Here is a 17,828-nt window from a genome sequence, read left to right as displayed (position 1 = left end):
TTATGAAGTGGTCTGAATTTGCAATCCAAACAACGAATGAAGCGGTTGAACCTGTTTCTAATATTCTTCATGAGGCAGGTGCGAGTGGTGTTGTCATTGAGGATCCTCTAGAATTAGTCAAGGAACGCGAAAATGTTTTTGGCGAAATCTACCACTTAAACCCAGATGATTATCCGGATGAGGGTGTAGTCATTAAGGCTTATCTTCCCGTAAACAGCTTTCTTGGTGAAACCGTTGATGCTATTAAGGAATCAATCAATAATCTCCACCTTTTTGATATAGACCTTGGGAAGAATGTTGTTTCAATTAGTGAAGTGAATGAAGAAGAGTGGGCGACGGCTTGGAAAAAATATTATAATCCCGTCAAGATATCCGAACGTTTTACCATCGTGCCAACATGGGAAGATTACACTCCAGTAAGCAGTGACGAACTGATCATCGAACTTGATCCAGGCATGGCCTTCGGAACAGGTACACACCCGACAACGGTCATGTGCATCCAAGCGCTGGAACGTACAGTGCGGCCTGGGGATTTAGTCGTTGATGTAGGAACGGGTTCTGGTGTTCTAAGCATTGCTGCTGCATTATTGGACGCAAAACGAATCCAGTCCCTTGATTTGGATGAAGTGGCTGTACAGTCAGCTATACAAAATGTGGAACTTAATAACGTGCAGGATAAAGTGTCCGTTTCAAAAGGTAACTTGCTGGATGGTGTAAATGAACAAGCGGATGTCGTCGTGGCTAATATTCTTGCCGAAGTGATCATGAGCTTTACGGATGATGTAGCGAAAGTCGTCAAACCGGGCGGATATTTTATAGCTTCTGGAATCATTCAACCTAAGAAACAAGATGTGAAGGATGCGATTACGGGATCTGGCTTCACCATTTCCGAAACCATCTTGATGGAAGATTGGGTAGCGATAATCGCGAAAAGAAATGATTAATTGAAAAAAGTTACTCTGATTATCGGGTATTTTGATAGTCAGAGTACCTTTTTTTAGCTTGAATCTTTGCATGGCTTGCATTCGGGTAATAAGCCTCTGACTGTTAGCCTGTAAGTTTTTAGACTAGACGAAGTGGGTGGCAGTGTGCAACGGTATTTTCTTAACGAAGAAGACATCAATGGAAACACGGTGACGATATCAGGCGATGATTTTCACCATATCGCCAGGGTCATGAGGATGGGACCAGGGGAGCGGATCATTACGGTGAAAGGCAATGGTATGACAGCTGTCACGGAAATTTCGGAAATTAGTGATGATGCTGTTATAGGGACCGTTATCGAATGGAAGAATGAAGAAAAGGAACTTCCTGTGAGGGTTGTGATAGCGAGCGGTCTGCCTAAAGGGGATAAATTGGAATATATCGTTCAAAAGGGTACGGAACTGGGTGCCTTTGAATTTATCCCTTTTATTGCGGCTCGTTCGGTGGTAAAATGGGACCACAAAAAGGTAGGTAAGAAATTGGAGAGGCTCCAGAAGATTTCAAAAGAGGCGGCTGAACAATCTCACCGCACAGTTATCCCTGCCATCAAGGAACCGATGACGGCAGTTCAGCTAGCTGGGTATGCTTCCGGTTTCGATCATAAATTAATCGCTTTTGAAGAAGAGGCAAAACGTGGGGAAACTTCTGTACTCGCATCTGTCTTGAAAGATATCACCCCAGGGCAATCGATCTTATTCGTGTTTGGTCCTGAAGGTGGGTTAGCAGATAAGGAAATTGAAAAACTGACTGATGCCGGTTTTGTGGCTTGCGGTCTTGGACCAAGGATATTAAGAACTGAAACAGCACCTTTATATGCACTTTCCGCTGTTTCTTATCATGTAGAACTTTTGAGGTGATGAAAAATGGCAACGGTCGCTTTCCATACATTAGGCTGTAAAGTGAATCATTATGAAACAGAGGCTATTTGGCAATTATTCAAAACTGGGGGATATGATCGTGTTGAGTTTGAAAACACATCAGATGTATATGTCATCAACACATGCACGGTGACAAACACTGGCGATAAAAAAAGCCGTCAGGTCATCCGTCGTGCCATTCGTAAGAATCCGAATGCCGTCATAGCGGTAACGGGATGCTACGCTCAGACATCGCCAGCAGAAATCATGGCCATACCAGGTGTGGATATTGTTGTAGGAACACAGGACAGGGTTAAACTGCTTGATTACATCGAGCAATTCAAGGTTGAACGTGAACCAATCAATGCTGTAGGAAATATCATGAAAAACCGTGTCTACGAAGAGTTGGATGTACCTGCTTTTACAGACCGTACACGTGCTTCATTAAAGATTCAGGAAGGGTGCAATAATTTCTGCACTTTCTGCATCATCCCTTGGGCTCGTGGATTAATGCGTTCGCGCGACCCAAAGGAAGTCGTTCACCAAGCTGAACAGCTTGTCGAGGCAGGATATAAAGAACTAGTCTTGACCGGAATTCATACTGGTGGCTATGGAGACGATTTGAAGGACTATAATTTGGCGATGCTGCTGCGGGACCTGGAAAAAATCGATGGGCTGAAGCGCATCCGTATTTCATCCATTGAAGCCAGCCAAATTACAGATGAGATCATTGAAGTGCTGACGAAATCAAAAAAAGTCGTACGTCATTTGCATATTCCAATCCAATCGGGTTCCGATACGGTTTTAAAACGGATGAGACGTAAATATACGATGGATTTCTTCGGTGATCGAATCGAAAAGTTAAAAATTGCACTTCCGGGTCTTGCTGTTACTTCTGATGTCATCGTAGGTTTCCCGGGTGAAACCGAAGAAGAATTCATGGAGACATATAACTTTATAGAAAAATATAAATTCTCCGAACTCCATGTCTTCCCTTATTCAAAACGGACAGGGACTCCGGCTGCACGTATGGAAGATCAAGTGGATGAAGATGTCAAAAATGAACGCGTCCACCGTCTTATCGCTTTGTCGGACCAGCTGGCAAAAGAGTATGCATCACGATTTGAGGGGGAAGTTCTTGAAGTCATTCCTGAAACGAAGTTGGAAAATGGCCTTTATGAAGGATACTCCGATAATTATATGAAAATCGTCTTCCCAGCTTCGGATGAGATGGTCGGTGAAATCGTAAAAGTGAAGATTACAAAGTCTGGCTATCCATTTAGTGAAGGTCAGTTCGTGACGGTCGTGAAGGATTTTCCGTTGCAACAAGTTTCCAATATTTAAGACAGCCGTTTTTCTGCTGTCTTTTTTTTTATCCTCTGCTTGCGTGTTTCTTGGTACATTCGGGTAAAGACTATATATATCGTCAAATTGGATAAACTATGGTATCATGAGAGGTACGTACAACTAGTTATAGATTGTTTTTGAGGAGGATTATTAATGTCACAAAATGTAGCAGGTTTAATTGACCACACATTATTAAAAGCAGATGCAACCAAAGATCAAATTAAGGTATTATGCGAAGAAGCGAGAGAATATAACTTTGCTTCCGTATGCGTAAACCCGACTTGGGTTAAGTATGCAAGCGAACTTTTGGAAGGTTCAGATGTAAAAGTTTGTACGGTTATCGGGTTCCCTCTAGGTGCAACCACACCGGAAACCAAAGCTTTTGAAACGAAAGATGCCATCAGTAATGGCGCCCACGAAGTCGATATGGTGATTAATATCGGCGCATTGAAGGACAAGGATAATGAGTTGGTAGAGCGGGATATCCGTGCTGTGGTAGCGGCATCCACTGGTAAAGCTCTATCGAAAGTAATCATTGAAACCGCTCTATTGACTGAGGAAGAAAAAGTCCGTGCTTGTGAACTTGCAGTAAAAGCGGGAACGGATTATGTTAAAACATCAACTGGTTTTTCGACCGGCGGTGCGACTGTTGAAGATATCGCGCTCATGAGAAAAACGGTTGGTCCCGATATCGGTGTCAAAGCTTCAGGCGGAGTCCGCAACACGACTGATGCCCAGAACGTGATTGAAGCTGGTGCAACAAGAATTGGAGCGAGTGCAGGTGTCTCCATCGTAAAGGGCTTAACGGCTGATTCGGATTATTGATATTGTATGGGGCTGTATAATAAGTCCTTAAAATAAAACAGGCGGAGAAAAATAATTTATTTTTCTCCGCCTGTTTTTTATTTCTTTAATATCTACCGAAAACAGCTGGAGGATGACAGCCATTTAAATATAAACCATTGCCACGATTCAAAACTCCGTTCGGACTATAACATTTAGTTTCTCCGAAGCGAAAAGCGACGAAAAGACCAATTGCCCTTGATTTGAACAAAAATGCTCTCTATCTCGATTTTTATCTTGCTTAGAATTTGCGTCTTGATTCAGAATAAACGTTTACTTTTGCCTTCGCTTTAATTCTCCATTAATTGATTGAAATGTAACTGGCGAATTCACAAGTGGACGCCTCTGAGCTTTTCGTTCCTTGACAATCCTTTTCATGTTGAAGGCGTTGGTATCTTTGTTACTTTCTCTATTAGCACTTCTCTTGTTGCAAAAAATTTCTTCAGAAGTTAAAGGGTATGTTTTTGTATAGTGAACAAAGATCGTGTCCGTTTACTGGTGATGTAATCGAATCTGTTGGTATATTCCGGTCGTCCAAGAAATATCTCCAATATATTGGTTTTTCTGATTTCTTCGATAAAAAAAGAGGACCTGTACCATTTTTGAATTTGTACTGTTCATTTTTGGAACCTATAAATTCAAAAAAAGTTTATTGTGGATTTAATAGATATTAGGGGGTAACAAGGGGAGTAAACGTGCTTATATTAAATACATAAACAGGGGGAGGAAAATGAAAAAACGGGTTTTTAATTTACTTTTATCAATAACATTAGCTTTTTCTTTAATTGGCGTTTCAATGGCTGCACCTCAAAAAGCAGATGCATGTTACCCAGCATACAAATGTATGTCCAGATCTTCTTTACCCACAAGTTATAAATTAATGTTTAGTAATACAGATAGATCAAAAGGGGTTTTCATTGGTATAACGGCAGTTAGTGCTGGTGGTCTAATTCCTGGAGTTGGTATACCTTCCTTTCTTACTGCAACTGCATTGGGTGTGAAAGAATTATACGGATACGCATCTTATAAATCTTACGTGAAAAGGAATACGAAATCTGGTAAGATTGGAATTATTAAAACAGTGCACTATAAGGAAAAGAATTATAAAGGAAAAACTAAAACTACTTACGATGAGTGGTGAAATACATGATAAAATTTTGGGTATATAATACTTTAATAACCGTTTTATTTATAATGGCAGTAACTGTTTTTTATCTAACATCTTTCTCTAATAAAGGTTTGATCGTTTTGATATTAGCTGCTGTTATATTAAGTGGTTTGAGCTTATTAAACCATAAAACTAATTATAAAAAGATTAGCTAAAAAACCTCTGGTAATCGTTTACCACCCTCGATATCTGTAGCGGTTAGTTTATGTCTATCTTCTTCGAGGCTGTCCCATTGTCAGTTTCTAATGACTTTTGGGACAGTCCTTTATTTTTTTATATGTGGCCGATGTGCCAAAAGAATGAAATTGGAGAATTGGCGTGCGAAAGGCAAGACAGCCAAAGAAGTCAAGATATTGAAAATGACACTCGCATGGGCGAGCTGTGTCCCCTTGTTTTCGGTGAAAAAGGCAGCCGTTCGTTCCAGGGTGTCCACAAAAGGCAGGAATGCGGCAACCCCGATGACGTTTAGCCAAATATGTGCATAAGCCGTGAAGGCGGCTTGTCTCCCAGACCCGATGCTGGCCATGTATCCGGTGATGCAAGTGCCAATATTGGATCCGAGCATGATGATGATTGCGGAAGCGACGGATAACTCCCCATTCATCAAAAAGCTCATGGCTATCCCGATGGTTGCTGAACTGGAATGAATGAGTGCCGTCAATAATATTCCGGCCAATAGGGCATAAATCATATGGCCCTCTATGTAATGGATGAGCGTCTGTATGGATGGATAGGCAGCAATCGGTGTCGAAAGCGTTTTAAAACCACTCATTGCCGCGAAGATGGCAGAGATTCCGATCAGGGACATCCCTAAGCTTCTCGGTAATACTTTAGGCATGAAGCAAAGGAAAGCGCCGCTGACAACTCCGGGAATGATCCAACGATCCAAAGAGAAGGTCATGAACTCTGCTGTAAAGGTGGATCCGATATTTGTTCCAAGAATAATCCCGATTGTTTGCGGGAATGTTAAGCTTCCTGCAGAAACGAGGCCGACCGTCATGACCATGACCGCCGAGCTGCTTTGCAGGATCCCCGTAAAGATGGTTCCGGCCATGAAACCTTTCCATGGCTTATCCGTTACCTTTAATAGAAAAGTCTTTAATGCTGCACCGGACATATTGAACAGTCCGATCCGTAAAACTGACATACCTGCCAAAAATATCGCAATGAATAGCAGGAATAAAAATAGCTCAAACATAACAGTCACCCCTTAATAATCTTATGGTCCATTAAGAGGAGACATGCTATAAATTGGATTTCCATGCCGTTTAGAGAAAAGTTATGATAATAACATGAATAAATTCAAAATAAGTTTGATTTAATTGGTTGACCTGCTAAAGATGATATATTATAATTGTTTAGTACATGTATAACATGTTGACAACTTGAGTTAGTGTGTTGTTTTCGGAGGGAGGGAAAGAGATGTCTAAAACCGTCGTTCGTAAAAACGAATCGCTTGAAGATGCTCTTCGTCGTTTCAAACGTACTGTATCTAAAGCAGGATCGCTTCAGGAAGCTAGGAAGCGTGAATTTTATGAAAAACCAAGCGTAAAACGTAAGAAAAAGTCTGAAGCTGCTAGAAAACGTAAATTCTAAGAGAGGGTGGAAAGATGAGTCTTCTCGAGCGTTTAAATAATGATATGAAACAAGCGATGAAGAACAAGGAAAAGGACAAACTATCTGTTATTCGGATGCTGAAAGCTTCTATTCAAAACGAAGCTCTAAAGCAGAGACAAGATTTAACAGATGATGAAGAATTGACAGTGCTCTCTCGCGAATTAAAACAACGCAAAGACTCCCTCCAGGAGTTTGAAAACGCAGGTCGTTCCGATCTCGTGGATAAAGTCCGCACCGAACTAGTATACGTAGAGGCATATATGCCTGAGCAACTTTCAGAAGAAGAGATTTCTAATATTGTTAAACAAACGATTGAAGAAGTCAATGCAACATCCAAAGCAGATATGGGGAGAGTTATGGGAGCTTTAATGCCTAAAGTTAAAGGTAAAGCGGATGGTTCTCTAGTAAACAAATTAGTACAACAACATCTATCTTGAACTCGAAACTTAAAACTCGAAACCTAACCGCAGGCAATTGCCTGTGGTTTTTGTGTATTTCATGGTTTTATGCGTATATTATTGAAGCAAAGTCCAAGATAATATGGGGTACTTTCAATTTTATTTGCTTTTTTTGAAACCTTTTTCATATACATACGTAATAACTAAAGAACAGAGTAAAGGGTTGCTTCATTTGCTCCTTATTCGAATTTTAGTTGCGGCCTGAATTTTACTGGTAAGTATCTTCATGAAATTGGAGGCACTTACAGCGTTTAATACGGGAAAGGGGGCGTTCCGTTGAAAATTTGGCGTTATTTATCTGTACTCCTGTTTGGATTGCTGTTCACCATGTCTTCATTTGGGGTATCGTCGGTTTCTGCAAAAGAAAAGATCGTTTACCATGTTCCAATTGAAGAAACGGTGGAAAAAGGGCTCTCGGCCTTTTTGGAACGTGCGCTGACCACTGCTGAAGCAGCTGATGCAGATCTTGTCGTATTCGAAGTGAATACCCCTGGAGGTGCTGTGGATGCGGCAGGGGAAATCGCAAAGTTACTGTCCGATTCACCAATTAAGACAGTTGCCTACGTCAATAACAGGGCATTATCTGCAGGTGCATATATTTCTCTAAGTGCAGATGAGATCTATATGGTACCAAGTGCTACCATGGGATCGGCGGCTGTCATTGATTCAACAGGGAACGCTGCAGGTAAGAAAGCGCAATCTTATTGGCTGGCTGCCATGAAGACTGCTGCAGAACAAAATGGACGCGATCCCATTTTCGCTCAGGCGATGGCGGATGATGACATCGATCTTCCCGAATATGGAGCGGAAAGAGGAAAGTTGCTGACATTTACAGCTGAACAGGCAAAAAAGGCTGGATATAGTGAAGGCACTGTCTCTGGGAAAGCGGAGCTGTATAGTATACTTGGGGTCGAGGATGCCGATATTCGGTCAATCGAAGAAAGCTTTCCTGAGAAACTTGCCCGCTTTTTGACCAATCCGATCGTCGTTCCCATTTTATTGACGATAGCGGGAATCGGGATTGTGATGGAATTGTTTTCACCTGGTTTTGGAATTCCAGGGGTAATTGGGATCTCAAGTCTCGTTTTATTCTTCTATGGCCATCTTGTCGCTGGTATCACCGGGTACGAATCGTTAGCTATGTTCATCATTGGGGTCATTCTCGTTCTAATTGAGTTTTTTCTCCCAGGGGGGATTATCGGACTGCTTGGATTTACAGCGATCGTGGGGAGTTTATTCCTCGCATCAGATGATCCTGTTCATATGACGATATCCTTGCTAATTGCGGTCACCGTATCCATTTTGGTATTCATCCTACTTGTAAAGGTGTTTGGAAAACAAATGAAATTTTTCAGGAAAATGATATTAACCGATGCAACAAAAACGGAACAAGGGTATGTCAGCAATCCGAATAGAGTTGATTTATTAGGTGTGGAAGGGAAGGCCATGACAGATTTGAGGCCTTCGGGAACAGCTTTGATCAAAGATGAAAGAGTGGATGTCGTGACTGAAGGAAGCTTTATTTCCAAAGGTTCGTCAATCATGATCGTTAAAGTTGAAGGATCTAGGGTGGTCGTCCGGGAAATTCCGGATTCGAATTAACATTAAAAGATACAGGAAGGATGAATCATTAAGTGATAACTTCAGGAACGATATTTATTGTACTGGCAGTGATTGCTGCCATCATCGTATTGGCAGTGTTTTTCACATTCGTACCAGTAATGTTATGGATTTCCGCTTTGGCGGCAGGAGTCAAAATCAGTATATTTACATTAGTTGGGATGAGGCTTCGCCGTGTTATACCAAGCAGGGTTGTTAATCCCCTTATCAAGGCCCATAAGGCTGGAATCAATGTTTCAACGAATCAATTGGAGAGCCATTACCTTGCAGGGGGTAATGTCGATCGCGTAGTGAATGCTTTAATTGCTGCAGAACGTGCCAATATCGTCTTACCTTTCGAACGGGGTGCAGCTATTGACCTGGCAGGTCGTGATGTTCTTCAAGCCGTTCAAATGAGCGTTAACCCGAAAGTGATCGAAACTCCGTTCATCTCTGGTGTAGCGATGAATGGGATTGAAGTAAAAGCGAAGGCAAGGATTACGGTTCGTGCCAATATTGAACGTCTAGTCGGTGGTGCCGGTGAAGAGACGATCATTGCCCGTGTAGGTGAAGGGATCGTATCGACGATCGGTGCTTCTAAAATGCATACGGATGTACTGGAGCATCCCGATTTGATTTCTAGAACGGTTTTATCAAAAGGGTTGGATTCTGGAACGGCATTCGAAATTCTTTCCATTGACATCGCTGAAGTGGATATCGGGAAAAATATCGGGGCCATATTACAGACGGATCAAGCCGAGGCAGATAAGAAAATAGCCCAGGCGAAGGCCGAAGAACGGCGTGCAATGGCTGTTGCACTTGAACAGGAAATGGTTGCCCGTGTTCAGGAAATGCGAGCGAAGGTTGTTCAGTCCGAAGCGGAAGTTCCGTTGGCCATGGCCGATGCACTGAAAAGCGGGAATCTTGGAGTGATGGATTATATGAATATCCAAAATATCACGGCCGATACGGATATGCGCGGTTCCATCAGTAAAATATCCGAAAATCCAAAGGATAACAATAATATCAACAACAATAACAATAACAATAATAATTAGGTCAGGGAAGGGAGGTCTTTAAATGGGAGATTTTATTGATTTCTTTCTCAAGAACCCATTCCTTATCGTTGTCTTGATCGGTATCTTAACGTCCATGTTAGGAAAGAAAAAGCAGCAAAATGATGATCCAAACACGCCTCCGAAAAAGAAATGGCAGGAGGTCATGCGGGAGCTTCAGGGCGAAATGTCACAAGGGGAACAGCAGCAAAGGCCTGCCCCTGCTCCCGTAAGGAAAGTAGATCAGCAGGCAACACAGGCTTTTGAAGTAATCGATGAGACGAAGAACGAAGCGAACAAAAGGATTGCGGAGCTTAGACGGCTTCAGCAGAAGTACGATCAAGAGCGTTTATATCAAAAAGCGAAGGCAGATCAAATTACATCAGCGATATCTGATAATAACAGTCCGGTCTATCGCAAAGGACCGTCTTTTGGGAAAAAGCAGCTGATTGATGGCATCATCATGTCAGAAGTGCTGGGACCGCCAAGGGCGAAGCGAAGTCTTCAGCGGTCCAGAAGGTAATTCGGCACCCCGGGCCTTTTTCAGCCTGTCCTTGATGCATGAAAAAAATAGACTTTCATTCCCTTATAATTTTGTGCTAGAACCCTCTTTCATTTCATACATTGAGATGAAAGGGGGTTCTTTTTTATGGCACGCAATTGGGGAAAAAAAGTGAAACAGCTTATGACCAAAACAATGGACCTTCCGCAAGATGTCATGATGGACCTGCCGCGAATTACTATGATCGGTCAATTACATATTTATATTGAAAACCATCGTGGCTTATTGGCTTTTACAGACAGCGAAGTACGATTGATGCTGAAAAATGGGCAGTTGCTGATAAAGGGAAACGCCTTTGTCATAAAGACGATTTTGCCGGAAGAAATCATGCTCGAAGGCAAAATTGACAAGGTTTATTTTATCAATGAATGATCCCGGGAGGTCTCCATGAAAAACCAATGGACAAACTATTATACAGGCTATGTAAAAGTGAAAGCTTATGGCAAAGGTGCAGAACGGCTGATAAATATGCTGACTAGAAGGGGGCTTCATATCTGGGAAGTGAAGCGCGTCGGCAGCGAGGCCCTGATTTTCCATATGGATGTCAGGGATATCCCTAAACTCCGTCAGGTCATGCGAAAGAGCGATTGTAAAGTAAAGTTCATGCAGGGAAAGGGTTTCCCTTTCCTAATGAAGAGGATTATGAAAAACAGCGGGTTTTTAGTGGGTCTGATTGCTTTCCTGCTTTGCATATTTGTACTTTCCAATATGGTATGGGGCATCGAGGTGCAAGATGCCAAGCCGGCAACCGAGCATGCCATCCGAAAAGAATTGGACAAGATGGGTGTGAAGATCGGTAAAGTGCAATTCTTTGTTGATGATGTGGATACGATTCAGCGTAAGCTGTCGGACCGGATTGGTGCATTGACATGGGTAGGGGTAGAGTTAAAGGGAACGACATACCATTTCCGGGTGGTTGAAAAACGGCAGCCTAAAGAGGTCGAGAAAACATCTCCACAAAATTTGGTGGCTTCCAAAAAAGCGATCATCACTAATATGTTCGTTGAAAAAGGACAATCTATAGTTAATGTGAATGATTATGTAGGAAAAGGACAGCTTCTTGTTTCAGGACTTATTGGAAAAGAGGACAAACAGGAAATTGTATCAGCACAGGGAGTAATAAAAGGGAAAACGTGGTATAAAGCGAAAGTGGATGTGCCGTTAAAAACCAAGTTTTCTGTTTTTAACGGAAATGAAACGAGCAGGCACTTTTTGAAAATGGGGGACTTCTCCCTGCCTGTTTGGGGATTCAAGGACCCAGGTTATGAAAAACAGGTAAAAGAAACGACAGTGAGGCCGTTTCACTTTCTTCAATGGGAACTGCCCATTTCCTATAAACAGGTGACCTTAAGGAGCAAGGAAGATATAGTTCGAAGTTATACGGAGGAAGAGGCGGTGAAGGAAGGCAGGAAAATGGCTAAAGCGGAATTGAAAAAGCATTTAGACGAGGAAGATGAAATCGTCGAAGAAAAAATTTTGCACGAAAGCATGGAGAATGGTAAAGTTAAATTATCTATACATTACCAAGTTATTGAAGATATAGCGATTGGACAGCCAATCATTCAAGGAGACTAACGAATGGCAGATGATGTGAAAGTAATTAAGTTGGAAATAGAATCACCTAATGAAGCGATCGCTTTATTGGGCAATGGAGATTCAAATGTAAAAGTGCTTGAAGAGGAGCTTGGGATTTCCGTCATTACCCGGGGTGAAGCGGTGAGTGTTGCCGGGGATATCGAGCGGGTAACGATGGGGCAGGATATCCTTAAGGCACTATTGACAGTGATTAGAAAAGGAATTGCAATCAGTTCCAGAGATGTGCTTTATGCGATTGAATTGGCTAGGAAAGGCACATTGGAGTATTTCGGAGAATTATATGATGAGGAAATCGCTAAAACAGCTAAGGGGAAATCCATTAAAGTCAAAACTATCGGCCAGAGATACTATATCCAGGCAATAAAGAAACAAGACCTGGTATTTGGAATTGGGCCTGCCGGTACAGGGAAGACCTATCTTGCTGTGGTGATGGCAATCAATGCATTGAAAAATGGACATGTTAAACGGATCATCCTGACACGGCCTGCCGTCGAAGCGGGCGAAAGCCTCGGTTTTCTGCCTGGTGATCTGAAAGAAAAGGTAGATCCTTATCTACGTCCGCTGTATGACGCTCTCCATGACCTTCTTGGGATGGAACAGACCCAAAGGATGATAGAACGCGGAACGATCGAAATAGCTCCTCTGGCTTATATGAGGGGCCGTACGCTTGAAGATGCCTTTGTCATATTGGATGAAGCCCAAAATACGACAGAAGCCCAAATGAAGATGTTTTTGACCCGGCTAGGTTTCGAATCGAAAATGGTTATTACGGGAGACCGGACCCAAATAGACCTTCCAAAAGGCATGAAGTCAGGTCTGGTCCGGGTAGAAGAGATTTTGAAGAACATTAAAGGCCTTTCCTTTGTTTATTTTGAACAAAGTGATGTAGTGAGGCATCCGCTTGTCGCCAAAATCATTACTGCTTACGAGCAGGCGAAGTCATAAGAAAAAATCCGCCATTTTCAATCGGCGGATTTTTCGTGATGTGTCGAAATGACCTATCATTTTGGTGAAAAAGTGGATATGGATCGAAAGAAGCTTTACATTTATTAATACGAGGTGAAAATTTATATGAAAACTGTTATGATTTTACATATCTAGAATAATAAACATCATTTTTTTTAGGAGGACCTTCCTTGAATCGTATCCAGAAATTTTTCACTCAAATAAAAGGGCTGTTGGTCCATCGTTTTTTTCAAGTGCTATTGTTTATCATACTTGGTTTGATAGCTTATGGGTTAATGTTCTCCAACGTAAAGCCGGAAAGGGTCCAGGTAGAGCTTTTTAAGCCTGCGGAACAAACAATCCGTTCAACCAAGACCGTGGAAGATACCTATAAGACGGAACAGGAAAAAGAAGAGATTTCAAAACAGGTGGCCGATGTTTATTCTTTAAAAAAAGAATATGCCAAAAATAAAGTCGACTTGATTTCATCCATTTTCGATTCAGCGATTGAGGTGAATAAAGAAACGGACCCCGATGAAGATCATAAAGAAGATGAGGGAAAAGAAGATAAAAAAGGGACCGTAAAGACGGATGCTCAAAAAGTTTCCATATTAAAAGAAAAATTGACCGATGAAGTCAATAAAGATATTGAGGAATCCGTTTTTCTTGCTTTAGTGCAGGCGGATGAAGATGAGTTGAAAATTGCGAAGGATTCAACCATTACTGCCGTGAATAATGTGATGAGCTCCCGGATCGCTGCCAGTGACGTCGAAAATGCCAAGAAAAAGGTTGTAGAGGAATTGGGCTATATGAGCATCAATAGCGATATGAAAAAAGCCTCCAATTCCCTTGCCCGTACGGCAATCATTCAGAATGTGTTTTTCGATAAGGACAAAACCGAGGAACAGCGAAGGAAAGCGGTCGAGAGCGTGGAGCCGATCAGGATCCTCCAAGGACAGATCATCGTTGAAGAAAATCAGTTAGTGGACAGGGATGTATATAGGCAGCTGGAATTGGCAGGCTTTTTAAATACCGAGTCTACCATCTACCCGTATATCGGCCTGCTGCTATTCATATTTCTGACCATTGCCGCTTTTTATTACTTTTTCCACTTTTCCATTTCAAAAAAGGACAACAAGTACAATCAGTTATTGATCTTCAGTCTTGTCTTTATCCTTTCAATGGCTACCATGAAAACGGTCAGCATTCTGGCAGACCTTAAAAATTCGAATTTGGAATACATTTTCCCGGGTGCCATGGCGGCGATGCTCATAAAGATATTATTGAATGATAAGTTAGCGGTAGCCATGATCATATTGTTAGGTTCGTATGGTACGATTATATTTAATGGTGATACACCTGGAAATCTGGATTTCTCGATGGGGCTTTATATCATTTTCGGGGGATTGACGGCAATCATCATCTTATCAAGACCCAATTTCAAATCAAAGGTGTTGGTAGCAGGGCTGCTTTTGTCCTTAATCAATATCGCATTTGTTTTTTCTCTCATTTTTATTATGGACGGCCATTATACTAGAATGGAGTATTTATATTATGCTGCTGCTGCCATAGGTTCCGGAGTGGGTTCAGCCGTTTTGACAATGGGGCTGTTGCCGTTTTTCGAGGCTGGTTTCGGGATTTTATCATCCATTAAGCTTATCGAGCTTGCGAATCCCAATCATCCGTTACTGCGGAAGATCTTGATTGAGGCTCCTGGGACTTATCATCACAGTGTAATGGTCGCCAATTTGGCGGAATCTGCATGTGAAGCCATCGGGTCGAATGGATTGCTGGCAAGGGTCGGCAGTTATTATCATGATATCGGTAAAACGAAGCGGCCGCATTTCTTCATCGAAAACCAGATGAATGAGGAGAATCCGCATGATCGGCTCCAGCCGGAAACGAGCAGGGATATCATCATTGCCCATGCTGTAGATGGCGGGGAGATGCTGCGCAGTCAAAAATTCCCGAAAGAGATTGTGGATATTGCAGAGCAGCATCACGGGACCACTTTATTGAAATTTTTCTACCATAAGGCAAAAAAACAGGATGAAGACACACCGGAAGCAGCTTACCGATACCCCGGGCCAAGGGCGATAATGAAGGAAGTAGCTGTCATAGGCATTGCCGATAGTGTGGAAGCTGCAGTGAGATCGATGCAGCACCCAACGCCAGAGAAGATTGAAGAACTGGTAAGTTTCATCATTCAGGATAGGATTCAAGATGGTCAATTTGATGAATGTGACATTACTATGAGAGAATTGAGTATCGTTAAGCATTCCTTATGTGAATCGCTGAATGGTATCTTCCACTCCAGGATTGAATATCCGGAGACGGATAAATTAGGACAGAAGGTGAAAGAATGATTTTAGCTATCGATTTAATGGATGAAACGAACGAAGTAACTGAAGAAGCCCAGCGACTTGTTGAAAGCATTTTGCAATTTGCTGCAAAAAATGAAAACATTGAAAAAGATACCGAGCTGTCTGTTACATTTGTAGACAATGAGAGAATTCGGGAAATCAATAAAGAATATCGTCACAAAGATTCAGCTACCGATGTCATTTCTTTTGCACTTGAAGAAATGGGTGAAGATGAAGTGGAAATTGTCGGGGCGGAAATGCCACGCATGTTAGGCGATATCATCATTTCAATTGAACGCACGAAAGAGCAGGCTGAAGAATATGGTCATTCTTTTGACCGTGAACTTGGATTTTTAGCGCTGCATGGTTTTCTTCATTTATTGGGATTCGACCACATGAATGAAGATGATGAAAAAGTGATGTTCACTAAACAAAAGGAGATCTTGGAAGAATATGGACTTTCAAGAGAAGGGTAAAAAAAGGTATCCTTTATTAAAAAGTTTCTCTTTTGCCTGTCAGGGAATTTTGGAGGCTGTTCGAACGGAACGCAATATTAAGATTCATTTCGCGTTAACGGCAATCGTCGTATTCTTTGGCTGGTACTTCTCGTTGAATGGGATGGAATGGCTTTTCATTTTGGCAGCCATTGCCGGTACGATTACGTTAGAGCTCGTTAATTCAGCGATTGAAAGGGTAGTTGACTTGGTGACGGATCAAATCCATCCCCTTGCCAAGCAGGCAAAAGATATTGCAGCCGGAGCTGTATTCATATATGCTATATTTTCTATAATAGTTGGATTGATTATCTTTTTGCCTAAGTTTGGCCTGTAGGTTGCCAAATGGTACTCAATTTGAAAGGAAGATGTGAATTGAATACGAATGAATTGATTGTGGAAGCTAAAAAAGCAAGGGAAAAAGCATATGTGCCTTATTCCAAATTTAAAGTGGGGGCAGCCCTTTTAACCGCTGATGGGAAGGTCTATCATGGTTGTAATATAGAAAATGCTGCATACAGCATGTGTAATTGCGCCGAAAGGACCGCGTTATTCAGCGCTTATGCCCATGACGATAAAAAATTCACTAAACTTGCAGTCGTGGCAGATACCGATGGTCCCGTTTCTCCATGCGGGGCGTGCAGGCAGGTTATTTCAGAACTGTGCGAACAGGATATGCCGGTTGTTTTGACCAACTTAAATGGGGATATAAAAGAACTAACAGTAAAGGAATTGCTTCCAGGAGCTTTTTCACCGGAGGATTTAAATGGAAAAATTATTTGATGATACACAAGTAAAAGGTTACAAATCTGGTTTCATTTCGATTATTGGACGACCTAATGTTGGAAAAAGTACGTTTCTTAATCGTGTCATCGGTCAAAAGATCGCCATTATGAGTGATAAACCGCAAACTACAAGAAATAAGGTTCAGGGTGTACTAACACAAAACGATTCACAAATGATTTTCATTGATACACCCGGCATTCATAAACCAAAGCATAAGCTTGGTGACTTCATGATGAAAGTGGCAACGAATACATTGAAAGAAGTCGATTTGATTCTCTTCATGATCAATGCGACTGAAGGGTACGGACGCGGTGATGAGTTTATCATCGAAAAACTTCAATCCGTAAAAACGCCTGTTTTCCTGGTTGTAAACAAAATCGATGCGATGCATCCAGATGATTTACTTCCGATCATTGAGAAATACCAACAGCTTTACCCTTTTGCGGCAGTCGTTCCGATTTCTGCGCTTGAAGGAAATAACGTCGAGACATTGCTTGCGCAAATCAAGGAACACTTGCCTGAAGGTCCCCAGTTTTATCCAGCCGATCAAGTGACCGATCACCCGGAACGTTTTATCATTTCCGAATTGGTCCGCGAGAAGGTGCTGCACCTGACACGTGAAGAAATTCCGCATTCAGTGGCTGTTGTCATCGATTCAATTAAAAAAATGGATAACAGTGATACAATTAATGTCATGGCGACGATCGTTGTCGAACGTGATTCACAAAAAGGCATCGTCATCGGAAAGCAAGGGAAAATGCTTAAAGAAGTCGGCAGCCGTGCCAGAGTGGACATCGAAAACTTATTGGGCTCGAAAGTTTTCTTGGAACTGTGGGTAAAGGTACAGAAGGATTGGCGTAACAAAGCCAGCCAGCTTCGTGATTATGGTTTCAATGAGAGCGAGTATTAATTAACAAAATTTACGCGTCATGAAAGTTTGGAAAACGGTCAAGCTAATCATATGGTCGGATATTCATATTGCTAGTTAAAAATGAAAGGTGGGCTTTATATGTTGGATTTTACCTGGGAATTATTTAGTGAAACAGGTAATGTGGACACCTATTTGCTGTTTAAGGAGATAGAAGTCGAGAGACAGGAAAGACACTTGGTATTGAATGATGAGCTAGCAGAAATTGATTTTCCTGTTTCATAGG

At 41.9% G+C, this 17,828-nt stretch carries 20 protein-coding genes; 19 read left to right on the top strand and 1 reads right to left on the bottom strand.

Annotated elements, in window-relative coordinates; translation table 11 throughout:
• Positions 1-2 precede the first annotated feature (2 nt).
• The 5 genes from prmA to QUF78_RS18410 all read left to right on the top strand — a co-directional run bounded on the left by prmA (position 3) and on the right by QUF78_RS18410 (position 5,172).
• On the top strand, positions 3-944 hold the full coding sequence (gene prmA / locus QUF78_RS18430) for a 50S ribosomal protein L11 methyltransferase (RefSeq protein WP_289325799.1): 942 nt from the start codon (positions 3-5) through the stop codon (positions 942-944).
• A gap of 144 nt (positions 945-1,088) precedes the next feature.
• Entirely contained in the window at positions 1,089-1,841 is a 753-nt protein-coding gene (locus QUF78_RS18425; protein WP_289325798.1) for a 16S rRNA (uracil(1498)-N(3))-methyltransferase, read from the top strand.
• A 6-nt stretch (positions 1,842-1,847) separates the two neighbouring features.
• Complete coding sequence (mtaB, locus tag QUF78_RS18420; protein WP_289315626.1) at positions 1,848-3,185, top strand: tRNA (N(6)-L-threonylcarbamoyladenosine(37)-C(2))-methylthiotransferase MtaB; 1,338 nt, start codon at positions 1,848-1,850, stop codon at positions 3,183-3,185.
• A gap of 156 nt (positions 3,186-3,341) precedes the next feature.
• Positions 3,342-4,013, top strand: coding sequence for a deoxyribose-phosphate aldolase (gene deoC, locus QUF78_RS18415; RefSeq protein WP_289325797.1), 672 nt, complete (start codon positions 3,342-3,344; stop codon positions 4,011-4,013).
• 748 nt (positions 4,014-4,761) lie between these two features.
• Positions 4,762-5,172, top strand: a complete 411-nt coding sequence (locus QUF78_RS18410; RefSeq protein WP_289325796.1) for a hypothetical protein — start codon at positions 4,762-4,764, stop codon at positions 5,170-5,172.
• 292 nt (positions 5,173-5,464) lie between these two features.
• Here the strand turns inward: QUF78_RS18410 and QUF78_RS18405 are convergent, their stop codons facing one another.
• On the bottom strand, positions 5,465-6,397 hold the full coding sequence (locus tag QUF78_RS18405; protein WP_289325795.1) for a Na/Pi symporter: 933 nt from the start codon (positions 6,395-6,397) through the stop codon (positions 5,465-5,467).
• A gap of 224 nt (positions 6,398-6,621) precedes the next feature.
• On the opposite strand from QUF78_RS18405, the gene rpsU reads away from it, so the two are divergent.
• The 14 genes from rpsU to QUF78_RS18335 all read left to right on the top strand — a co-directional run bounded on the left by rpsU (position 6,622) and on the right by QUF78_RS18335 (position 17,827).
• Positions 6,622-6,795, top strand: coding sequence for a 30S ribosomal protein S21 (gene rpsU, locus QUF78_RS18400; RefSeq protein ID WP_028391853.1), 174 nt, complete (start codon positions 6,622-6,624; stop codon positions 6,793-6,795).
• Positions 6,796-6,809: 14 nt separating this feature from the next.
• A complete protein-coding gene (locus QUF78_RS18395) occupies positions 6,810-7,253 on the top strand; it encodes a GatB/YqeY domain-containing protein (RefSeq protein ID WP_289325794.1) in 444 nt (147 codons plus the stop codon).
• Between the two features lie 348 nt (positions 7,254-7,601).
• Positions 7,602-8,876, top strand: coding sequence for an NfeD family protein (locus tag QUF78_RS18390; RefSeq protein ID WP_375091082.1), 1,275 nt, complete (start codon positions 7,602-7,604; stop codon positions 8,874-8,876).
• 50 nt (positions 8,877-8,926) lie between these two features.
• The gene (gene floA / locus QUF78_RS18385; RefSeq protein ID WP_370017081.1) at positions 8,927-9,931 is read left to right on the top strand and encodes a flotillin-like protein FloA; all 1,005 of its coding nucleotides are present in this window, start codon (positions 8,927-8,929) and stop codon (positions 9,929-9,931) included.
• A gap of 22 nt (positions 9,932-9,953) precedes the next feature.
• Positions 9,954-10,451 carry a hypothetical protein gene (locus QUF78_RS18380; RefSeq protein ID WP_289325792.1) on the top strand — a complete coding sequence of 166 codons (498 nt, stop codon included), beginning with the start codon at positions 9,954-9,956 and terminating at the stop codon, positions 10,449-10,451.
• A 126-nt stretch (positions 10,452-10,577) separates the two neighbouring features.
• Positions 10,578-10,862, top strand: coding sequence for a sporulation protein YqfC (gene yqfC / locus QUF78_RS18375; RefSeq protein ID WP_034308511.1), 285 nt, complete (start codon positions 10,578-10,580; stop codon positions 10,860-10,862).
• A gap of 15 nt (positions 10,863-10,877) precedes the next feature.
• Positions 10,878-12,065 (top strand): sporulation protein YqfD, encoded by a 1,188-nt coding sequence (yqfD, locus tag QUF78_RS18370; RefSeq protein ID WP_289325791.1) that lies wholly within the window; start codon positions 10,878-10,880, stop codon positions 12,063-12,065.
• 3 nt (positions 12,066-12,068) lie between these two features.
• The gene (locus QUF78_RS18365; RefSeq protein ID WP_289325790.1) at positions 12,069-13,031 is read left to right on the top strand and encodes a PhoH family protein; all 963 of its coding nucleotides are present in this window, start codon (positions 12,069-12,071) and stop codon (positions 13,029-13,031) included.
• A gap of 191 nt (positions 13,032-13,222) precedes the next feature.
• Positions 13,223-15,397 carry an HD family phosphohydrolase gene (locus QUF78_RS18360; RefSeq protein WP_289325789.1) on the top strand — a complete coding sequence of 725 codons (2,175 nt, stop codon included), beginning with the start codon at positions 13,223-13,225 and terminating at the stop codon, positions 15,395-15,397.
• Complete coding sequence (ybeY, locus tag QUF78_RS18355) at positions 15,394-15,870, top strand: rRNA maturation RNase YbeY (RefSeq protein ID WP_289325788.1); 477 nt, start codon at positions 15,394-15,396, stop codon at positions 15,868-15,870. Before QUF78_RS18360 ends, ybeY begins: the two co-directional genes overlap by 4 nt.
• Entirely contained in the window at positions 15,848-16,225 is a 378-nt protein-coding gene (locus tag QUF78_RS18350) for a diacylglycerol kinase family protein (protein ID WP_089361538.1), read from the top strand. The genes ybeY and QUF78_RS18350 overlap by 23 nt, the downstream gene beginning before the upstream one ends.
• 38 nt (positions 16,226-16,263) lie before the next feature.
• The gene (gene cdd, locus QUF78_RS18345; protein WP_289325787.1) at positions 16,264-16,671 is read left to right on the top strand and encodes a cytidine deaminase; all 408 of its coding nucleotides are present in this window, start codon (positions 16,264-16,266) and stop codon (positions 16,669-16,671) included.
• Positions 16,655-17,584 (top strand): GTPase Era, encoded by a 930-nt coding sequence (gene era, locus QUF78_RS18340; RefSeq protein ID WP_289325786.1) that lies wholly within the window; start codon positions 16,655-16,657, stop codon positions 17,582-17,584. Before cdd ends, era begins: the two co-directional genes overlap by 17 nt.
• A gap of 99 nt (positions 17,585-17,683) precedes the next feature.
• Positions 17,684-17,827: a YqzL family protein gene (locus QUF78_RS18335; protein WP_101222596.1), complete on the top strand. Its 144-nt coding sequence runs from the start codon at positions 17,684-17,686 to the stop codon at positions 17,825-17,827.
• Position 17,828 lies beyond the last annotated feature (1 nt).

The sequence above is a fragment of the Peribacillus sp. ACCC06369 genome, assembly GCF_030348945.1.
GTDB lineage: Bacteria > Bacillota > Bacilli > Bacillales > DSM-1321 > Peribacillus.
The sequence above is the reverse complement of the archived record's forward strand: the minus strand, read 5'-3'. Positions and strand labels throughout refer to the sequence as shown.

What these genes read in the sequence shown, in the direction of transcription:
- QUF78_RS18405 (WP_289325795.1), bottom strand. Translation starts at nt 6,397, where the DNA reads ATGTTTGAGCTATTTTTATTCCTGCTATTCATTGCGATATTTTTGGCA.
- QUF78_RS18380 (WP_289325792.1), top strand. Translation starts at nt 9,954, where the DNA reads ATGGGAGATTTTATTGATTTCTTTCTCAAGAACCCATTCCTTATCGTT.
- ybeY (WP_289325788.1), top strand. Translation starts at nt 15,394, where the DNA reads ATGATTTTAGCTATCGATTTAATGGATGAAACGAACGAAGTAACTGAA.
- mtaB (WP_289315626.1), top strand. Translation starts at nt 1,848, where the DNA reads ATGGCAACGGTCGCTTTCCATACATTAGGCTGTAAAGTGAATCATTAT.
- prmA (WP_289325799.1), top strand. Translation starts at nt 3, where the DNA reads ATGAAGTGGTCTGAATTTGCAATCCAAACAACGAATGAAGCGGTTGAA.
- rpsU (WP_028391853.1), top strand. Translation starts at nt 6,622, where the DNA reads ATGTCTAAAACCGTCGTTCGTAAAAACGAATCGCTTGAAGATGCTCTT.
- QUF78_RS18390 (WP_375091082.1), top strand. Translation starts at nt 7,602, where the DNA reads ATGTCTTCATTTGGGGTATCGTCGGTTTCTGCAAAAGAAAAGATCGTT.
- QUF78_RS18395 (WP_289325794.1), top strand. Translation starts at nt 6,810, where the DNA reads ATGAGTCTTCTCGAGCGTTTAAATAATGATATGAAACAAGCGATGAAG.
- deoC (WP_289325797.1), top strand. Translation starts at nt 3,342, where the DNA reads ATGTCACAAAATGTAGCAGGTTTAATTGACCACACATTATTAAAAGCA.
- yqfC (WP_034308511.1), top strand. Translation starts at nt 10,578, where the DNA reads ATGGCACGCAATTGGGGAAAAAAAGTGAAACAGCTTATGACCAAAACA.
- QUF78_RS18410 (WP_289325796.1), top strand. Translation starts at nt 4,762, where the DNA reads ATGAAAAAACGGGTTTTTAATTTACTTTTATCAATAACATTAGCTTTT.
- QUF78_RS18335 (WP_101222596.1), top strand. Translation starts at nt 17,684, where the DNA reads ATGTTGGATTTTACCTGGGAATTATTTAGTGAAACAGGTAATGTGGAC.
- QUF78_RS18365 (WP_289325790.1), top strand. Translation starts at nt 12,069, where the DNA reads ATGGCAGATGATGTGAAAGTAATTAAGTTGGAAATAGAATCACCTAAT.
- yqfD (WP_289325791.1), top strand. Translation starts at nt 10,878, where the DNA reads ATGAAAAACCAATGGACAAACTATTATACAGGCTATGTAAAAGTGAAA.
- era (WP_289325786.1), top strand. Translation starts at nt 16,655, where the DNA reads ATGGAAAAATTATTTGATGATACACAAGTAAAAGGTTACAAATCTGGT.
- QUF78_RS18350 (WP_089361538.1), top strand. Translation starts at nt 15,848, where the DNA reads ATGGACTTTCAAGAGAAGGGTAAAAAAAGGTATCCTTTATTAAAAAGT.